Source organism: Paenibacillus sp. JJ1722 (assembly GCF_048282685.1).
Taxonomy (GTDB): Bacteria; Bacillota; Bacilli; order Paenibacillales; family Paenibacillaceae; genus Paenibacillus; species Paenibacillus polymyxa_B.
On record NZ_CP182500.1, the window covers coordinates 3,913,336 to 3,934,367 of the forward strand.

A 21,032-nucleotide genomic window follows, 5' to 3' on the forward strand; every position below is an offset into this window, starting at 1 on the left:
ATTCGCTACCGCTTCCTGTGAATCAGGATGGAAGAACCCTTCCATCGTCCAGCGCTCACGCGGGATTTCGGTGACACAGTCCTTCCCTGCTTTTAGATTTTCCCAATATTCGTTCATGTCCCTGGACCAGGGATACTTTCCAGCCATCCCAATGATCGCTATCGGTTCACGCATTTCCGCAGGGGCAGACCCGGCCAAGTTTCGGATGGGCTTCGCTGCCGTTTTTGCCGCAGATGGCACGGCTTCTTCTTCGACATACAGCGGTGCCGCAAGTGTTTCCTCCACAGGCTGTATGTCATGGTTCATCCCGGTCCACTGCATGCACTCCTGCGGGTATTCCGCTACAAAATATTCCGTCAAGGCGCGCAAGGTCTGGTACTCATAAAACAGCGTCTGGGACAGCTCTCCAAAGAAGCCCGCCAGCTTGGCATTGAGCTGGGTAATCATGATCGAGTCGATTCCATACCTCTCCAGCGGCTCATGGGCTTCGATGCTGCTGACGCTCAGCCGAGTCACCTCTCCCAATAGCACCTTGAGTCGATATAAGGTTTTATCGTAGAGCAAGTTCGAATCCAGCTTAGGCGCAGTTGCCTGGATAGGGACAGCTGCCTGGATAGCATGGACATCGGGCTGTGAAACGGCTTTTGCCAGGTAGGCCTCAATTTTCTCAGGTTCTCCTTCCATGACCATCACCTGCTTCTTGCCAGAGGCCAAGCTTTGGTACAACGCCCTCATTCCCGACCAGGTCTGCATGGCTGTAATACCCATGTTTTGCGTCATGATCTGTTCCGTGTCCGCATCGATCCGCATTCCGCCCTCTTTCCATAGCGGCCAGCGGATGGATAACGTCTGTCCCCGCCGTTGCTTGGCCCCTACCAGGGCATTCCGGTATTCGGCGTATGCGTCCATAAAGGCATTGGCGGTCGAATAGTCAGCCTGTCCCGGATTGCCCAGGCTGCCCGATATGGAAGAAAAGAGCACAAAGAAGTCCAGGTTCTGGCCACTGCTTGCCTCATCCAGATGGACCAGTCCACTCACCTTCGGTCCCAGCACCTCCATAAATTCTTCACTAGTTTTTTTAATGATAAAATTATCATGAATCACCCCTGCGCAGTGGATGATCCCATGGACACGTCCATATTCCTGCTGAATGCTGTCCAATAAATCGATAACGGTGTTTCTATGGGTGATATCCGCTTGCCTGTACACCACGCTGGTTCCTGAAGCCTCCAGCTCCTTCAGCCTCGTCTGCTTGTCTCGGTCCAGCGGCGACCGCCCCGTCAAAATGAAGGTCGCTGCTTGCGTCTGCCGGGCAATCTCTTCTGCAACCAGCAGTCCCAGACTGCCGGAGCCGCCGGTAATCAGATAGACCCCACCATCTCTCCATGGAAGCCCCTCTTCTTGCCCAGATGTTTCAAGCCTGCTCCAGCAAGCGATTGTCCGTTGTCCGTTCTCATAGCGAATCCAGCTATTCATCGGGCTACGGCTGTTGTCCTCCAGCTTCGCCAGGATGCCTTCCGCCTGTTCTCCCTGATCCACTTCGATCAGCTGCCCGATGAATTTCGGGTTTTCCAGCCGGGCTGTCTTCAACAGTCCCGAAAGTCCCGAAAAGAGCCGTCCTTCCCCGGCGTTCCGCACCACAATTTGGACCAGCACCCTCCCCTCAGGCTTGTCTTTGAGTATGCTTTGAATGCTCTCAAAGGCCTGAATAGCATAGGCCTGGAACCGTTCATCAATCCGGCTCTTCCCGGATTGAAAGGCAAGCACCTGCACAGCTCCGTTCAAACTCGCTTCGAGGCGCTCGTGCAAAGCTTCGTCTGGCTCACAAAGCAAGACCATTCGCCGATCATAGGCAGGGACTTCGGCTTCCAGCGGTATCTCCTGCTTTTTCCATGTAGGCTCAAATAGCAGTGTACGGCTACTCGTAACGGCAGGCGCTTCCGCAGCTCTGGCGACCGTAAATTTTGGTTCACGCTCTGCCGCTCTGCCGCCTGTAATTTTGTCCTCACTCCTAGGCGCCCAATACTGCTCTTTTGCAAAAGGATAAGTTGGCAACGGAATCCTAGAGTACTGTTCATTTGAAAATAAACACTCAAAGTCTAACGAATATCCCTGAACATACAAATCTGCAATCGTAGTCAAAAGCTCCAAATACTCGCGGGTATCGCTTGCGTTTTGACAATTGTAAATACATTCATCCCCGTATCTTTTCAAAGATGTTTGTATGCGTTGATCTTTTTCGTGCAGTTCAGAATGATAAACTTGAGAAGCACTGCCTTTTTCCAGCCACTTTTTAAGGGACATGGCAAGCTCGCCTTGATTACGGGCAACACAGGCAAGACGATGATTACAGTGCTTTCTCCCAAGCAATAATGTATAACTCATATTACCGCAATCCGCCTTAGGCTCCTGTTCGCAATAGGCAAGCAGTTGCTCTACCTGCTGGCGCAATTGTTTTGAAGTCCGTGCCGACAGTGGAATGAAATAACCAGGCTTTTCGGAATGTCTCCGTTCCGTCTGTGGAGCCTCTTCTATAACCATATGAGCATTCGTACCGCTGGCACCAAAGGAGCTGACCGCAGCACAGCGTCTGGCTCCAGGCTCAACCTCCCAGTCCTGCAGATGCGTATTGACATAAAAAGGACTATCCGCAAACTGAATATTTGAATTGCCCGACCGGAAATGAAGTGTAGGAGGAATTTGCTTATTCTTTAATGACAATAAAAGTTTGATCATTCCCGTAATTCCTGCCGCAATTTGCGTATGGCCAATATTCGTCTTAATGGACCCAATGGCGCAATATTCCTTCTTGTCGGTATACTTTCTAAAGGTTCGAGTCAGTGCCTGATATTCAATGGGATCTCCCAATTTGGTGCCAGTTCCATGTGCTTCCACCATCTGGATTTGCTCTGGGTGGATATGAAATGTATCATATACATTTTGCTCGAGTCGCTCCTGAGATTTCTGGCTTGGCGCAGTAAGTCCATTCGTGGTGCCGTCCTGGTTGATCGCTGAGCCTGAAATCACTCCATAGATGTGGTCTCCATCAGCAACAGCTTCATGAAGTCGCTTGAGCACAATCGCGCCAAGCGCCTCTCCCGGAACCATTCCATCTGCCCTGTCATCAAAGGTATAGCAGCGTCCCGAGCGAGACAGCATCCCTGCCCTGTCACCATACAAATAGCAGCGAGGGGTCGTATGAATATAGACACCACCCGCTAAAGCCATATCCGTTTCTCCGGTCCATAAGCTTTGGCAAGCCAGATGAACTGCAACTAACGAACTGGAACAAGCTGTATCTACAGCTATTGCTGGTCCGTGAAGATTCAAGTAGTAGGATATTCTAGCGGGAATCACGGAACCCATATGACCCCAAAGCGCTTGTGGAGGCAGGTCTTCACCCAGCAATTGTTGGTAATCTCCCTCGGCACAACCCACATACACTCCACAGCGGCGACCCTCCATCCCTGTACCTGCATAGCCAGCATCCTCCAGAGCATGCCACGCTTCCTCCAGAAACAATCGCTGCTGCGGATCCATATAGGTCGCTTCCAGTCCCGAGATATTGAAAAAAAGCGGATCAAACTTATCAATATCCCCCAAAAAACTGCCGTGATTGCAATAGCTTGCATGTTTTTCTTGGTATTTCGAAAGATCCCACCGGGTTACCTCTTCCACTAAATCGTCACCGTTCTTAAGGTGATTCCAAAGCTCATGTACATTATCTGATCCAGCAAACCGCCCGCTCATTCCAATAATCGCAATGGGCTCCCTTGGTGTTAAAGCTCTCTCTTTATCCTTCTTATTGGGTCTCTCCTGCTCAAAGGATATACTTGCCGTTTCAACAGGATGAATCGTATAATCCGTGTCTTTAAGTTTTTGGATGTCGCGACTTGCATCTTCCATGTTGTCTATTGGATTAGCGCTCCGGTCCAAGACTTGTGAAACTTTATCTCCATATTGGCTTAAAATGTATAGCGTCAGTTGTTTTACCGAACTGTAATCGAAGATGTCGGTGGTTTGCAAATGAATCCCCAGCCCCTGATTGACAGCCTGCACAAAGTTGACGCCAAGAATGGAGTCCAGGCCATAATCTGCGAAAGACTCATGAATATCAATCATAGTAAAGTCCACATTCAAAGCCTCTACCAGCTTCCCTACGATAAGCTCCTGGACATACTCTTCAGCCATCTCGCTTGTTACATCAATATCTGATCGAATTCCTTCGTCACGCTGTTTCATTTGAGATTTGTCGTGTTCAGGCTCCTGTTTGTTCCGAATCAGACCATCGCTTTCCGCCACAATAATTTGTTGACCTATATCATGCGCTTCCTGAGCAGGGAAGAAAACGGACCGGAAACCCTCCATTTCCAATACCTTTCGCCAACTTTCGGGATATAACCCGGGAGAGCCTGGAATGCGCAGCTCCGGATCATTATAAAGCCACCATCCCTCTAAAAGGCCAAAGGATAGATGGTTTAACAGAGAGTTACCGCTGATTTCATTTATAAGAATCAGACCGTTTTCTCGCAGCGCCGCTTTGACATTGCGTAACGTTTGGCGAATGTTCCGAGTGGCGTGCAATACATTGGTGGCAATCGCAATATCATATCCACCTATATCGATATCTTGTCCCTGAGCCGACTCTTCCACATTAAAAATCTGATAAGTCAGGTAAGGGTTTTGCGGACCGTACTCTTTTTGTGCATGTAATAAAAATGCTCTGGATTTGTCGGTATAGCAATATTCTTGAATATGCTTCCGATAAGGTTCGAGCTTCTGGAAGACCAAAGCGCTAGTACCTCCAGTGCCTGCGCCAATTTCAATGATTCGAATCGGTACCGACGGGTTATGCTTAATCCGCTCATTCAGATAGGAAACTACGATATCTCCCAACACTTCATTAAAGTAATCCGCTGCAGGACTGTTCTTATATATACCTTCTACCAGTTTCATAGAGGAATTAGGAAAAATGATATCGGTGGCTGGTATTTTCCCGGTTAAAATTTCCGGCAGTTTGCGCAAGGTTGATTCTACCAAAAATACCCAGGCTGAGAGATCCGGATTTTTCAGCCATGCCCCTTTCTTCCATTCCCACTCCTTCCATACAGCCTGCAGATCGACCGAAGCGGTACCCGCTACGCTATATGAATCTCCATTGCAGTACAAATACTGATTCCGTACCAAAATCTCTATGCTTTCTTCAAGCCAACGATCGTATAAATTCAGTAAGGCGGTTTTTGTTTTAAAATCTGCGATCATAGCTTTCTTTTCCATTTGCGCATATGGACATAATCCCATCAAGCGCAAATGGCTCCATAACAGCCTGCATAAGATATCATTCATTTCCTTCATCTGTAAGCCTCCATTCCCGTTCAGTCCCTCGTGTCGCTCCGTCCTGTTCCGAATAAGCTTTGCTGTCGACTGTAGTCGAGGACATTGTCTCGTATGCAGCCGCTAGGTAAGAAAGATCTGGCATCTTCTTTATTTTTACACTGGCAGAAATATGACTCTGGATGTTTTGGATATACGAAGGAATAGCTTCGGGATTTGAAGCATCGATGTCTTCCTTATTCATTTCCGAAACATTTGCCGTTTTGGCAAGTGTCTTTTGGGCAATGAACGAATCTGTTGGCTTTACAGCATCTGCAGATTCAATGGAAGCCAATTTAGTTTTAATATCCGTGATCCAGTACCGCTCTCTCGCAAAAGGATAGGCCGGCAGGCTGATTCGCCGCGGCTTGGCATCCCCATAAAGCATGTTCCAATCCATTGCCAGTCCCTTGACCCAGAGATTAACAACCTTCGAATATTTCCTTTTCCCTATCCAGGCAGCAATCATTTTCTCCATGTCTTCATCTTCTACCAGCGCCGTCAGCGCCTCCTTATTCCGTTTGACCTGGCCCCGGTACAACTCAGGGATTCCGTCCCGTCCTTCCAGGAATCCTTCCAGCTTGTCCACCAGCTCCTGCATAGACCCTGCAATCACTGCCAGGCGCTCTTCCATGGCCTCGCGTCCCACCTGCAGCGTGTATGCCACATCGGCCAGACTGCTTTCGCTGAGCTGTCCTTCCCGCATAACAGCTAGCAATCTTTCGGCCTGCTTTTTCAGTCGTTCTTCATTTTTGGCCGACAATACGATGATCGCAGGCTTTTGAGCCGTAACGCTCATTGGCATCTTCTCTTCTGCGATATACTCTTCGATGATGACATGTGCATTGGAGCCTCCCGCTCCAAACGATGAAATCCCAGCAATCCTCGGGTATTCCCGCGTCTCTCCATCGATCTCAACCACCGGCCGCTTCCATTCTCCCAGCTCCTGCTGGACGACGAACGGCGTCTGACCGAAATGGATGTTCGGATTCAGTTCTTGGGCATGCAGGCTGGGAACCAGCGTCTGGTTTTTCATCTGCAAGATGATTTTCCCAACCCCGGCGATGCCCGCTGCCGCCTCCAGATGTCCGATGTTGGACTTCACAGAGCCTATGGCGCAGAATCCCGTATCCGGCGTATCCTTCCTGAATGCCTGAGTCAGACCCGTCACTTCTATCGGGTCTCCCAGCTCCGTGCCTGTCCCGTGAGCTTCAATATAGCTGACCGTCCGCGCGTGGACCCCCGCTCGCTCCAATGCCGTCCGAATCAGTTCCCCTTGGGCTGTCGGGTTCGGCACCGTATAGCCGTTGGTCTTACCCCCATGGTTGATGCTTGTCCCCCGGATCACCGCATGGATGAGGTCCCCATCAGCGATCGCCTTGGACAGTGGCTTTAATAGGACGACCCCCGCGCCTTCTCCAGGGACAAATCCATTGCCTCCTTTGCCGAAGCTCTTGCACTGCCCGTCTATCGACAGCATGTGGTTGGCGCAAAGTCCGACATAGCTGAGCGGATGGAGATACAGATTTACTCCGCCTGCAATAGCCATTTCGCATTCTCCGCGGTACAGATGCTCACAGGCTTCATGAATCGCAGTCAACGAGGACGAACACATCGTATCGATCGGCATGCTTGGCCCTTGCAAATTAAAGAGGTACGAAATCCTATTTGCTACCGAACTAAAGGATATTTGGGGAAATATTTGCGCTCCCTTCTTCCATAATTCCGGCCCATAGAGTTCGTAGCCCGTCTTAGTAATTCCGGCAAATACGCCTACCTGGCGGTTATGCCGCACCACAAGCTGTTCTCGAGTGTAGCCCGCGTCCTCCAATGCTTCCCAGCAGGCTTCAATGAACAGCCTTTCCTGCGGGTCCATACCGAGTGCTTCCCGTGGCGAAATATTGAAAAACAGCGGATCGAATTCTGCAAATCCTTCGATAAAGCTCCCCCATTTGCTGTAGCTTTTTGCATTCACCACTGCTTCCTGTGGATCAGGATGGAAGAATCCTTCCATCGTCCAGCGCTCACGCGGGATTTCGGTGACACAGTCCTTCCCTGCTTTTAGATTTTCCCAATATTCGTTCATGTCCCTGGACCAGGGATACTTTCCAGCCATCCCAATGATCGCTATTGGTTCACGCATTTCCGCAGGAGCAGACCCGGCCAAGCTTCGGACAGGCTTCGCTGCCGCCTTTGTCTCAGCCGGCACGGCCTCTTCCTCGGCGTACAGCGGTGCCGCAAGTATTTCCTCTACAGGCTGCATGTCATGGCTCATCCCGGCCCACTGCATACACTCCTGTGGGTATTCCGCCACAAAATATTCCGTCAAAGCACGCAAGGTTTGGTACTCATAAAACAGCGTCTGGGACAGTTCTCCAAAGAAGCCCGCCAGCTTGGCATTGAGCTGGGTAATCATGATCGAGTCGATTCCATAGGTTTCCAGCGGTTCATGGGTTTCAATGCTGCCGACGCTCAGCCGGGTCACCTCTCCAAACAGCACCTTGAGACAATGCAAGGTTTTGTCGTAGAGCAAGCCTGCATCCAGCATAGGTACGCTTGCCTGGTAAGGTACAGCTGCCTGGATGGCACGGACACCGGCCTGTGAGAAGGCTTTCGTCAGGTAGGTCTCGATCTTCTCGGGTTCCCCTTCCATGACCATCACCTGCTCCTTGCCGGAGGCCAAACTTTGGTACAACGCCCTCATTCCCGACCAGGTCTGCATGGCTGTAATGCCCATGTTTTGCGTCATGATCTGTTCCGAATCCGCATCGATCCGCATTCCGCCCTCTTTCCATAACGGCCAGCGGATAGATAACGTCTGTCCCTGCCGTTGCTTGGCCCCTACCAGTGCGTTCCGGTATTCGGCGTATGCATCCATAAAGGCATTAGCGGTCGCATAATCAGCCTGTCCCGGATTGCCCAGGCTACCCGATATGGAAGAAAAGAGCACAAAGAAGTCCAGGTTCTGGCCACTGCTTGCCTCATCCAGATGGACCAGTCCGCTCACCTTCGGTCCCAGCACTTCTATAAATTCTTCCCTTGTTTTCTTGATGATGAAGTTATCTTGAATCACCCCTGCACAGTGGATGATCCCATGGACACGCCCATATTCCTGCTCGATGCTGTTCAGTAAATCGATAACCGTCTTCCTATCGGTGATATCGCCTTGCCTGTACACCACGCTGGCCCCTGAAGCCTCCAGCTCCTGCAGCCTCGTCTGCTTGTCTTGGTCCAGCGGCGACCGCCCCGTCAAAATGAAGGTCGCTGCTCGCGTCTGCCGGGAAATCTCTTCTGTAACCAGTAGCCCCAGACTGCCGGAGCCGCCGGTGATCAGATAGACCCCACCATCTCTCCATAGAAGCTCCTCTTTTTGCCCAGATGTTTCGAGCCTGCTCCAAAAAGCGGTTTTCCGTTGACCTTCCTCATAGCGAATCCAGCCATCCATCGGGCTTCGACTGTTGTCCTCCAGCTTCGCCAGGATACCTTCCGCCTGTTCTCCCTGATCCACTTCGATCAGCTGCCCGATGAATTTCGGGTTTTCCAGACGGGCTGTCTTCAACAGTCCCGAAAGTCCCGAAAAGAGCCGTCCTTCCCCGGCGTTCCGCACCACAATTTGGACCAATACTCTTCCCTTCGGCTTGTCTTTGAGCATACTTTGGATGCTCTCAAAGGCCTGAACAGCATAGGCCTGGAACCGCTCATCGACCCGGCCTTTTCCGGATTGAAAGGCAAGCACCTGCGCAGCTCCATTCAAGCTCGCTTCGAGTCGCTCGTGCAAAGCTTCTTCCGGCTCATAAAGCAAGACCATTCGCCAATCATAGTCAGGGGCTTCGGCTTCCAGTGGTACGTCCTGCTCCTTCCAGGCAGGCTCAAATAGCAGTGTACGGCTAATCGCAGGCGCATCCACTGTTTCGGTTCTTACTGCTCCGGCCTCAACCTCAGGAGCCCAACAGCGCTCCTGAGCAAAAGGATACGTAGGTAGACTTATTCTTTTCGGTATGACATTGGAATATAGCAATCGCCAATCTATATAGAAGCCTTTGGTCCACAACTCTGCCAGCTTGTTCATTTCACGATTTGCAATCCATTTGCTCATTAATTCCTTGAAAACTTCTTCCTGTTCAAATAATTGCACTGAATCTTTTGACTGATTGTTTTCTCCCCTCCAGCAGTCCTCGATAGGTTCTTGTTCATTCGTGAACGATTGGAGCTTTTGTACCAGCTCGCTCGTATTCTTTACGATAAAAGCTACCCGGTTTTTCATTGCCATTCGTCCTGTCTGAAGCGTAAAGGATACATCCGACAAATTAATGTCTTCAGAAGCTATCAAAAAATCTGAAAGCTCTTGTGCATACACTTTAAGCCGATGATGATGCCTTGCAGATAATGGAATCAGATAGACAGCTTCTTCGTTCACAGAACTATCTTTAAATCGTTCTGATTCAGCATTGACTGCAAATTGTTCAAAAATGGCATGAGCGTTAGTTCCGCCTATTCCAAAGGAGCTTAACGCCGCCCGATGAGGAGACGACGCCTTCTCCCATTTTTGGAGACTATCAACAACATAAAAGGGTGAATCAGGAAAATTGATATCAGAGTTTGGTTTTTCGTAATTAAGTGAAGGAGGAATCTCATTATGGTATAAGCTTAAAGCAACTTTAATGCACCCCGCCAAACCTGCTGCAGTATCCAGATGCCCGATATTGGTTTTGACCGATCCAATACCGCAAAATTGTTTTTTGGTTGTATACTGCCTGTACGTTTCATTTAAGGCGGCAAATTCAACAGGATCGCCCAATTTTGTTCCAGTTCCATGCGTCTCGATATAACTGATAGATTCGGGATGAATTCGGGTTGATTCTATCGTCTTCTGAATAACCTCAGCCTGACCTTTGACACTTGGGGCATAAAACCCTAATTTGTCGGTTCCATCGTTGTTCACACCTACTCCCCGTAAAAGCGCATAAATATGGTCACCGTCTCTAATGGCATCTGGCGCTTTCTTCAGTAGAACAACCCCAACCCCTTCTCCGCCAATCATTCCATCTGCCGACTCGTCAAAGGCTTTAATATGTCCGTCACTGGAAAAATTCAAGCCGGGTTGATGCACATAGCCTACACTGGTAAAAGGAAAGATCGTGGATGCTCCGACTAAAGCGTATTTGGCTTCACCGGATAACAGGCTTTGCGAAGCCAGACGCAATCCTACTAATGAGGAAGAGCAGTTCGAGTGCACAAACAGACTCGGACCTTTAAATCCCAATTTATGAGAGATCATAGTAGGAATTGTCCCACCCTGTGCTAAAATCCAGGTTACATATTCATCCGCGTTCTTCAGGACATTAGGTGATTGCGACGCCAAATTTGGGATAAATGCTTGATAGAAACTGCTGCTTGCCGACATATACACGCTGGTTTCAGGAATTTCTTTGCTAATATAGCCAGCATCCTCAACGGCTTTCCATGAATGCTGCAACAGCAATTTCATTTGAGGATCCATAAACTCTGCATTTTTCTGTGATAAGCTGAAAAACTCAGGGTCGAAATACTCTTTTCCTTCAATTGTGCATCGTCCGGGAACATAGCCTCGATTCCCGACGATTTCTTTTTCCAGCCCTAATCCAACCAATTCTTCCTCGGAAAAGAAGCGGACACTCTCCACCCCTGCCCTCAAATTGCTCCAAAACTCGGCATGGTTTTTGGCCCCCGGAAAATGGCATGAAATCCCTATAATTGCGAGACTATCCTCAAAATAATCTGGGTAGGATAGCTCGAGGTCATCTTCGCCTGAAACCATTTTCGGTAAGGCTGTATTTTCAGCTGTATCTGTTTGTTCCGGTGAATGTGATTGTTCCGTTTGAGAATCAACATTCTCGCTTCTTGTTTCTGTAATGTAGGCACTGAGTTCCTTAACTGTCGGATACTTGAACAATGCTGTCACCGAAATATCGCATTCCAACAATTCCTTGACCCTTCCGATCATCTCTGCTGCTGAAAAAGAATTCCCACCTACGTCAAAGAAAGCATCATCTGTACTTAGATCATCAACATTCAGAAGTTTTTTCCATACCGTTAGAACCTGATGTTCAACATCCGATTGTGGTAAATGGATCTTTCTTGTTGTTGCTAACTCGATCCTGCGATTCATTAATTCTTTTCGATCTATTTTCCCATTAGGGGTCAAAGGCAGCTTATCTAGCTCTATAAAAAATGCTGGTATCATATAAAAAGGCAAGAAAGTTTTTAAATAGTTTCGCACTTCCTTCGGATCAAGAGGAGGCTTACCGGACTCGGAATTGTTCAGCAAACAGTAGGCAATAAGCTGCTTATTTCCCTCCTGTTCCTTGGCAATCACGACACAATCATCGATTCCTGGATATGTTCTGACCTGACCTTCAACTTCACTCAGCTCGATCCGAAACCCGCGAATTTTCACTTGATAATCCATCCGTCCCACATACTCAATAGAGCCGTCCGAAAGCCACCTGCATAAATCTCCAGTTCTGTAGAGCTTGGTTTCCGGATTGAATGGGTTGTCTATGAACTTTTCAGCCGTAAGCTCTGGCTGGTTCCAATAGCCTCTGGCCAATCCGCTGCCCGAAATAAAAAGCTCTCCCGGAAGACCAACAGGCACAGGTCTAAGATGTTTGTCCAAAATGTAAATCTGGGTGTTTGCAATAGGCTTACCGATCGAAATAGGCTTATCAGCGTCGATCTTTTGAATTGTAGACCAAATTGTGGTTTCAGTCGGACCGAACATATTCCATGCGTCACAGCTGTTATGAACAAAATAAGATTTCAACGTTTCCGAAAGGGCTTCCCCTCCGCAGAGAACTTTCATGTTCTCTTCGTTCTTCCAGCCGGCTTGAAAGAGCAGGGTCCAAGTCACAGGAGTAGCTTGCATAATTGTCGGTTTTATTCTTTGAATTTCCCGCTTAAGTCTTTCGGCATCCTTTATGTTTTTGGAGCTGCAAATATAGCATTGAGCCCCCTTAATCAAAGGCAGATATAATTCCAGTCCCGCTATATCAAAGCAATACGTTGTCACCGCAAGTAGTTTGTCCTGCTCTGTTAAACCGGGCTGCTCTCCCATGGAAATAAGAAAGTTGGTCAACGCTTTATGTGAAATCATGACCCCCTTGGGTTTCCCTGTACTTCCAGAGGTATATATCACATATGCCAAATGGTGAGGTTGCACTTCCCGTTTGATTGTCTTTCTACCCTTCACATCACTTTTCAGATGATCCCAGTCTTTATCAAGGACAATACAGCTAACGTTGTTCCCTTCCAAGCGTGATACTTTCTCCAACAACCCCGATTGCGTAATAACCAGTGAAACATTGGAATCCTGAAGCATATACTCCAATCGGTCCTCCGGATATTCCGGATCGAGCGGTACGTAGGCTCCACCGGCCATCAGGATTCCTAACAGCCCAATCACCATATCTAAAGAACGTTCCATGCAAATCCCCACAAGAGTATCAGGAGTTACCCCATGTTTCTGCAAATATAAGGCCAGTAAAGTGCTCTTTTCTTTTAGTTCCCCATAGGTAAGCGATTCCTTTTCATATACAACTGCAATAGCTTCAGGTGTTTTTCTTGCCTGTTTTGCGAATAATTCAGGGAAGCACTTATCAGGATAACTTGTTCCGGTAGCATTCCAGTCATTAAGGATGATGTCCTTTTCCTCTGGTAAGAGTAAGGAATGCTCCTCCAAGGGCCAAGCGGGATTCTCCATAAGTGCTTCCGCTAATTCTATATAACGCTCTGCCATCTGTATGATGGTTGAATGATCGAACAAATTGGAGCGATATTTAATATTTAATATCATTTCCTCTTCCTGCTCTTGCAGTTCCAATACCAACTCGTATTCGCCTTCCTGGTGAATTTCTTCAACCAATTCGACGAAAAAGATATCTTTATATGGCTTGCAAAGCTGCTGAAAGCTTGAAGTTGGAAGGAAGTTTTGATAAGAAAAGGCTGCTTGGAAAACAGGTGAGCTCGTCTGCTTCCGCGGCACATTCAATTCTCGGACCAGAGCCGGAAAAGGATACGAGGCATGATCCATTCCATCGACTACTGTCAGCTGCAATTTTTTCATGAAATCCAGGAATGTCTCTGTTTCCGATATCTGACTCCGGATTGGAAGCATATTGACAAAATAGCCGATTAAATTATCAAAACGCTGCTCCGGGCGCACCATAACTGGCATTCCAACAATGATATCTTCCTGTCCCGAATACTGGTTAAGCAATACCGTATACATACCTAACAAGACTGTAGACAAGCTCGTATATTGCGCTTGGGCAAAAGACTTTACCCGTTTGACCCATTTAAGCGGAAGCGGCTTGGAATATGTTTGTGCTTCCATGCTTTGAGCCGGAAAACCAGAGCGGTCATATGGCAGCTCCAGGGTCGGTAAAGCACCTGACAGCTGTTGTGTCCAGTAGGAACGATACTTCTCCCCTTCTGCACTCGCTAACATCGTTTGCTCCCATTTAACAAAATCGCCGTAGCTCGCTGCGGGTGGAAACACTGTCGATGTCTTTCCCTGTACCACGTTTTTATAGGCATCTAAAAAGCTTTGTGTAAACATGCCGAAAGAACTTCCATCAAAAATAATATGGTGGATGACAACCAGTATGAAATGTTCCTGTTCAGATCTGGACATAACATAAATACGCATCAAAGGATCCTGTTCCAGCACGAATGGTTGCTTCGCTTTATCCCTAATAAATGGAATAATCTCATCTGCTTCCAAGGCTGAAATATCCTCCACTTGCACATGAAGCGGCTGCGTGGGCTGCAGCTTTTGATAAGGTATCCCATTTTCCTCTTCAATCACACTTTTTAAAATAGGATACTGTTCTAAAACGATGTGAAAAGCCCGTTTAATGCTCTCAATCTCAATCTTCGTATTAAACCGGAGGCATATTGGTATATTGTAAGCATTCATCTCAGGGGACATTTTATGTAATAGCCACAACCCTTTCTGAACTTCAGAAAGCGGATTCCTTCGGAAACTGAGCGAATTTTTCTCAGTATTGACCTGTACAGTGGATTTATCTTCTTCCACCTTTTGGGCTAAATATGCCGATAATAGTTGAATCGTCGGGTTCTCTAAAATTTCTCTTGCTTTGACCTTGATCGGATAGGACTTCTCAAGGCCGCGTATAAGCTTCATGACAAGAATAGAATCGATGCCATAACCATGAAGATTTGTATTCAAATTCATTTCCTCGTGCTTGAGATTCAGTTCCCAACACAAAAATTGCACTATATACTCCTGAATCTTCGATTGAACCAATGAAACGGCATTTATGGTACTGTCATGGTTTTCTGCGGCGGTTTCTTCCATATTCGAATGTGATAGTGAGAACGCACTCCGATATTGATAAAGTGCTTGAAGCTCTTGTTTGATATAAGCATTGCGGCAGATCTTTCTTTGGATTTTCCCACTTCCCGTTTTGGGTATACTTCCCTTAAGCAGCAAATAGATATCGTAAATTTCAAGTTGATGCGTATTGGATACGGCATTCAGTATGTTTTCGACCAGACGTTTATATTCCTGCTCATGAAGGGGCGCTTCAATTTCCTGTACGACGATTACTTTTTCCTGACCATTGATTTCAGAGGAAAATACAGCGATGGGCAAGGTCAACTCTGGCATATTTTTTTGGATGGTCCATTCAATATCGACGGGATGATGGTTTTTGCCGCGAATAATGATGACTTCCTTCTCTCTACCGATGACATAGATATGATTATCCGCAATAAAGCCAAGGTCCCCGGAACGAAAAAAGCCGCCTTCTTTTGTATCTGAAAGGGCTACCTCAAAAGTGCTATTCGTTTCTTCCTTCCTGTTTAAATATCCCTCTGCCATCCGTGCGGATTTAATCCAAATCTCGCCGACTTCCTCCGGTAAGCATTGTGTATGCCTTTCAGGATGAACAATTCGTATTTGCGTCGGATCTTCAATCTCCCCACAGCTCACTACGGACTTCGATTTATTCTTTTCATCCGTGTATTGGACTCTTCGTTGCTCCAAGCTAGGGATATCCAAGTTAAGGAATCTCATCGACTGACCTGGTTTTATACTGGCGACAGGGCACAGCTCCGATAAGCCAAGGAGGGGACAAAATATATCCTCTTGTAGCCCTAATTCCCGGAATTTATGGATGAAGTTCTCGTAAGTTTCCTTCCGGATGGGCTCACCTGCACATATAATCGCTTGGAGATGGCGAAGTGAATATTGCTTAATTGAAGCTATGTCCAGTGTGGAGCAGCAATAATCGAACGCAAAATTTGGCGCTGCCGTATGGGTAGCCTGATACTTGTCAATCATATGAATCCAATTTTCCGGATTTTTAGCGAAGCTTTCTGGCGGGAGAATAATGCTCGACGCCCCGTTTAAAAGTGGGACTAAAATATTGTTATGCAGTCCAAAAGCATGAAATTGCGGCGTCCAGGAAACGACACGACTATTCCGGTCAATTCTCCATTGCTCGGCCTTGGCCTGATTCATCACACAGCTGTGACTGAGGATTACGCCTTTTGGCAAGGATGTCGAGCCCGATGTATACATCAAAAGAGCAGTATCCTGCGGCGCTGGCATTCTCATCTCTATCTCAACGTCAACGGTGTCTTCTTGAAAGATTTCATCAATATTCAGGATACGGATTGAATTAAACTCCCTCCGTGTTTGGAGAAATGCTTTGAAGTCCGTATTGGTTATGATACATACGGCTTGGGAATCCCTATAGATAGGCATCATCTTCTCAAAGATTTTTTCATCCGGCTCCGAATCTGTAATAGGTGTAGGTATGGCCACGATATTTGCATAAAAACATGCCAGCATGCTGCTGATATATTCCAGACCCTGAGGAAATACAAGAAGTGCCCGTTCCTGCTCAGCCAGTTCTTTCAATAGGATATTGCCCAAAGCCTGTATTTGATGTAGAAGCGTATTTCCGGAAAGAATTTGAGGACTCTGGCCTTCTTTCTCAAACGTAAATAACTCTTTTTCAGGAAATTTCCGGCAAGTTTCAATAAAAGAAGCGATCGGAATATCAAGGTTCCATGTTTGGTCATGTTTTCGCATCATTCTCCACCAACTCCTCAAAACACAAAGTTTATATAACATGAGCTAAAGGCTTATCACCCTGTCCATTTTGAGCTATTATTCACGTTTGAAGCATTGCCAGGAGTTGCCTGCTAAAATATATCAAAGAAAAAACGAGTGATGAGGAAGGCTATATGCCTCTTTCACACTCGTTGCTGGTTCGCATGAACAACCGCAAAGGCGTTCAACGAATCTCTATTTGGTTATTTTCCAAACAAGTTGATAATTCGTTCTTTAACCTCCGCTTGATGAAAGGTCTTCTCATGCATGATAAGCTCTTGTTCTACGATTTTGGGAAGCTGTTCCCGGAGTGGAGCAACCAAATGATCCTTTAGCGTGATTAAAGAAAATCTGGGTTTCTCGGCTAGCTGCCGGGCAAGATCCATTACATAGCCCATCACTTCTTTGCGGGGCAGGGTCGGAAATGGAACTCCCCGTTTTTCCAGTTCAACACCTCGATAATTGCCCCCATTTAACAATAACTCTTCTCCCAAGCTGAACCCTAGTTTTTTAGGAATAATATACGTGGCACCCATTCCCGGTGTGAATCCGTATCTCATAAAATTAGTCGTGTACACACTTTCACTGCTTAGGACTACAAAGTCAGAAAATAGCCCCATTACAAAGCCTCCGCCCACCGCATGTCCCTGCATAGCAGCTATCACTGGAACTTTACAGCCCAATGCAAGTGAGTAAATATTTTCATCGGTAAACTTCGAGATTCCTTCATGTAAAGCCAACAGTCCCTCTTGCGTCCCACCCGTGGCAAAGTAATTATCGTATCCTGTTAGAATTACGACTTTGCAGGTTGAATCTTCTTGGATCGTCTTGAACGCTTGTCTTAGTCCATGGGTCATTTCAAGCGTAAATGTATTTTTATGAACTCTATCTTGCATTTTCACTTGAATAATACCTCGTTCGATTTCAAGTAATTCAACCACGGATTGTGACATTATGATCTTCTTCCCTCCTACATCCCCATCTTGTGGCGTAGACCATCAGTCCATCCACGGAAATTGCCCCGTTTCGACGTATCGGAAAATGCCCTTAAGATTTTGAGCGTCTGAAAACACCTCTTGATTGGACGCCAACGCTAGTGGTTTACACTGACGCAAATCGTTGAGTTCATCCATAAAGCGCTTGTAGCGTAAAATCCCATGCTTGCTCAATCGTCTGAGGCGTAATAAATGCTTGCGTAGCACCATCTCACTCTGAGCATCGTACGCATCAACCAATCCCCATACATGGGCCTGTTGAACCGAAACGGGCTGCGTCATTAGTGTTAAATAATGCGCTTTTTGGAATCCAATCCTGCGGACTAAAAATGGTAGAACGCAAGCAGGGAAAAGTCCGAATAGCAATTCTGACAAGCTGAACTGTGCCGTCTCGTCGGCTATCACAATATCGCTGGCAGCAATAAATCCGACGCCACCAGCGTTTGCTTTTCCTCGCACATGAGAAATCGTGATATAGGGCCCAGTTGCTAATTTTAACCACAGATCATACATAGGCTCTGGACTCATTGCATGTTCTTGTCCACTTTCCACTTTTTCACGCATTCCCTCAAAATCCGCGCCAAAACAGAACACCTCCGGCAAACCTTCCAAAACTACGATCGTAACTGACTCCTCACACAGTGCAAGTACATGCAAGCACTCCTCGATGAGGGTATTATTAATCGTATTATTTGCCTCCGGTCGGTAAAAGCGAATATAACAAATCGATTCTTGAAACCGAACCTGAATCGTTTGATAACTCATGATTCCCACCTGTATTTACGGTGGAATTCATAGATTTCTTCCAAATACAACCGCTGTCTCCCTTTCCCGGAAGCTATCACCCCCGGAATCAATTGAAAATCCAGCTTGGCGTTGCGGGTTCCAAACCGTACAGCGCCACTGCCTTTTAGCAGGGATTCATATTCATCCATAGTTAACTGATAGCGATCATTCAAATTACGCTCAATTTCAAAACGCCGCAGATGTTCCTGGCTTTGCGGCATAACAACCCCGCTATAAAATTCAGAGCAGCAGCCTGACCCGTAGGAAAAACAGCCGATTCGCTTTGGAGCATCGAATGTACCCTGATCAATCGTACCTGCCAAGGAGAGGTACAAAGTCGCCCCCATAATATTACCGACTCGTTGGCAATACGCCAATCCGGGCTTAACACGTTGTAAATAATCTGCCTCAATCTCATTTGGTTTGGATTTAGTCAACCTTCGCATCATCGTGCGATGCGCTCCTTTTACCATTCCGCCAAAAGGAGTATGAAAGGCAAGATACTGAAAGGTATCTTTATAATCCACTCCTTGCACCCGTTTTTGGTATTCCAAAAACGCTTGCTCGCAACAGTCCAGATAGGACATTAAAGACAAATCTGCATCCCCAGCCTCGCTATCTGGAATCGGCCGGCACGTATCCATCACCTCATAGCCGTAATATCCATTAGCGCCTGCATCAATTTGAAAAACATGAGGATTTTCACTAATGAGCATTGCCACGGCCCCTGCGCCTCCACTTGGCTCAGCATAAGACCAATCCTCACTCAAGACATCCCCGCCTTCAGCAGCAATAAATCGTGAAATATCACTGGCAATTACAAGCGCTTTTGCTCCTGGCGAGACCTGAGAAAGAATAAAATTCACCGCCATTTGGAGTCCAGCAGTACCGGAATAGCAGGCTTGCTTGAGCTCGAATAATCTGCAATTCCGATTCAACCCCAAATAGTGGTGAATATATGTACTGATTGATTTTCCAAAATCAATACCTGATTCCGTACAGGTAATAAGCATTTCGATTCGGTTTTTTTCCGCTTCTGAAAGAGCGTCCACCAGCGGTTTTGCCGCATTTACTCCAAAGGTAACTGGATCTTCGTAAGGTAGGGCAACCGCCTTTTCTTTCATTAATAAATTTTCGAACCTTGCAGGATCCAATTGCCTGTGTTGGGCTAATTGCATAACATCCAGATAGGCAGAGCCACCAAAAACGTTCATTGCCTCAATTCCCACGACAACCATAATCGTCCCCCTCTCTCAAATACGCGACTCACATTTTTGCATACAAATGGCAGTATTGATTCCACCAAAGCCCATGCTCAGATTCATAGTATTGTGAATAATTGCTGGTACGGACTCATTCTTCACCCAATTGCAGTCCAATTGGATAGGCTCCTCCAAATTACGGGTAGGGTGAAGTCTCGACTCCGACATTTGTAAAAGAGTAGCAATAATTTCAACAGTTCCTGCCGCGCTCAAGCCGTGACCGATAATGGATTTAGTTGCATTGATATAGGCATGTGACAATTTACAATCCTGTAATGCCTTTATTTCTATCTCGTCTCCAACGACCGAGCCTGTCCCATGGGGATTAATATAATCAATCTCTTCCGGTAGCAGCTTTGCTTTCTCCAAAGCTCTTCTAATCACTCGGGCTTCGCCTTCGTAGGAGGGATTGGGATTCCGGTTTCGATCCATTCCCATATCCCATCCTGCAAGTTTGGCATAAGGTTTCTCCCGAAGCCTCACGGCAGAATCGGCCCGTTCTATGACTACAACCCCGCAAGATTCCCCATAGATGAACCCGTCCCGCGACTGATCAAATGGTCGACACGCCATTGCAGGTTCATCGGCATATCGGTCGCTTCCCATCGCTCCCAAGGATCGCAATGCCTGGCATTCCATATACGAAATATCCATCAATGCCCCCATTGCAATGCAAACATCAACACGATCTGCTTGAATTGCCTCAATTGCTTGAATGATTGCGACTTGTCCACTCGCGGATGCACCACCGACGGTATAAGCTAACCCCTGAATACCGAACTGTTCGGTACATAGTCCGCACAAATCAGTATCCATAAAGGAAACCCCATAGGTCGGCGGTACAAAGCACATTTTGTCCCGATAGGCCTCATAAGTCTGAAATAGCTCCCGTTGCTGAAAATTGGAGCCTCCAACCACCAGTCCAATACGGCTAGGATCAACGTTATCCAATTGAGCATCATCCCAGGCTTCTTGAAGGGTTACCATGGCCACCTGCCCCGAAAATGATGCTGTACGTAACATTCGTTTGGATAATGCATTCGGATAAGACAAGGGTGGCAGCTCCGCACCTATAATTGAAGCTTCGCCTCTTCTGCCCGGGCGTTGCATGACGCCAAATGCATGCTGCCCTTTGAACAACGCTGAGGCAAAAGCAGCCTTCCCCTGCCCAATCGCCGAAGTCACGCCAATCCCCGTAACGACTAACTCAGGTTTTTCATAATTTTTCATAATTTCGCATAAAGTGCATCTGTCAATTCCCCTATATTTTTCACGCCAGACAATTCGACGCGCGGAATATTAAGAGATAATGTTTCCATCGTCTTGTTTACAATTTCAGCCCGATCTACTGAATCTGCACCCAAATCCACCAATCGATCTCCATACTCGAACGTGTGATCTTGTAATTCGGGAAGCACTTCACGAATACAACGTTTAACGATATCGAATACTTCTTCCTTATGCATGGGTATCCTCCTAAAAAATAAATGATTT

General features: G+C 47.0%; 7 protein-coding genes (1 of these 7 running past the window's edge). All 7 read right to left on the bottom strand.

The features are described 5' to 3' along the window. Nucleotides 1–5,355 carry the 5' end (the start) of an SDR family NAD(P)-dependent oxidoreductase gene (locus ACM1ND_RS17325; protein ID WP_418026385.1) on the bottom strand. It extends 14,352 nt beyond the left edge of the window, so only the first 5,355 of its 19,707 coding nucleotides appear in the window; the start codon lies at nt 5,353–5,355; the stop codon falls past the left edge of the window. Then, nucleotides 5,339–16,477 carry an amino acid adenylation domain-containing protein gene (locus ACM1ND_RS17330; RefSeq protein ID WP_418026386.1) on the bottom strand — a complete coding sequence of 3,713 codons (11,139 nt, stop codon included), beginning with the start codon at nt 16,475–16,477 and terminating at the stop codon, nt 5,339–5,341. The genes ACM1ND_RS17325 and ACM1ND_RS17330 overlap by 17 nt, the downstream gene beginning before the upstream one ends. Before the next feature lie 221 nt (nt 16,478–16,698). Continuing rightward, nucleotides 16,699–17,448 carry a polyketide synthase gene (locus ACM1ND_RS17335; protein ID WP_418026387.1) on the bottom strand — a complete coding sequence of 250 codons (750 nt, stop codon included), beginning with the start codon at nt 17,446–17,448 and terminating at the stop codon, nt 16,699–16,701. A gap of 45 nt (nt 17,449–17,493) precedes the next feature. Next, nucleotides 17,494–18,255 (bottom strand): enoyl-CoA hydratase/isomerase, encoded by a 762-nt coding sequence (locus ACM1ND_RS17340; protein ID WP_075154436.1) that lies wholly within the window; start codon nt 18,253–18,255, stop codon nt 17,494–17,496. Continuing rightward, nucleotides 18,252–19,514, bottom strand: coding sequence for a hydroxymethylglutaryl-CoA synthase family protein (locus ACM1ND_RS17345; RefSeq protein ID WP_023989391.1), 1,263 nt, complete (start codon nt 19,512–19,514; stop codon nt 18,252–18,254). Before ACM1ND_RS17345 ends, ACM1ND_RS17340 begins: the two co-directional genes overlap by 4 nt. Nucleotides 19,515–19,529: 15 nt before the next feature. Then, nucleotides 19,530–20,768, bottom strand: a complete 1,239-nt coding sequence (locus ACM1ND_RS17350) for a beta-ketoacyl synthase N-terminal-like domain-containing protein (RefSeq protein ID WP_028540509.1) — start codon at nt 20,766–20,768, stop codon at nt 19,530–19,532. Beyond that, a complete protein-coding gene (locus ACM1ND_RS17355) occupies nt 20,765–21,004 on the bottom strand; it encodes an acyl carrier protein (protein ID WP_013310983.1) in 240 nt (79 codons plus the stop codon). The genes ACM1ND_RS17350 and ACM1ND_RS17355 overlap by 4 nt, the downstream gene beginning before the upstream one ends. Nucleotides 21,005–21,032: the final 28 nt, after the last annotated feature.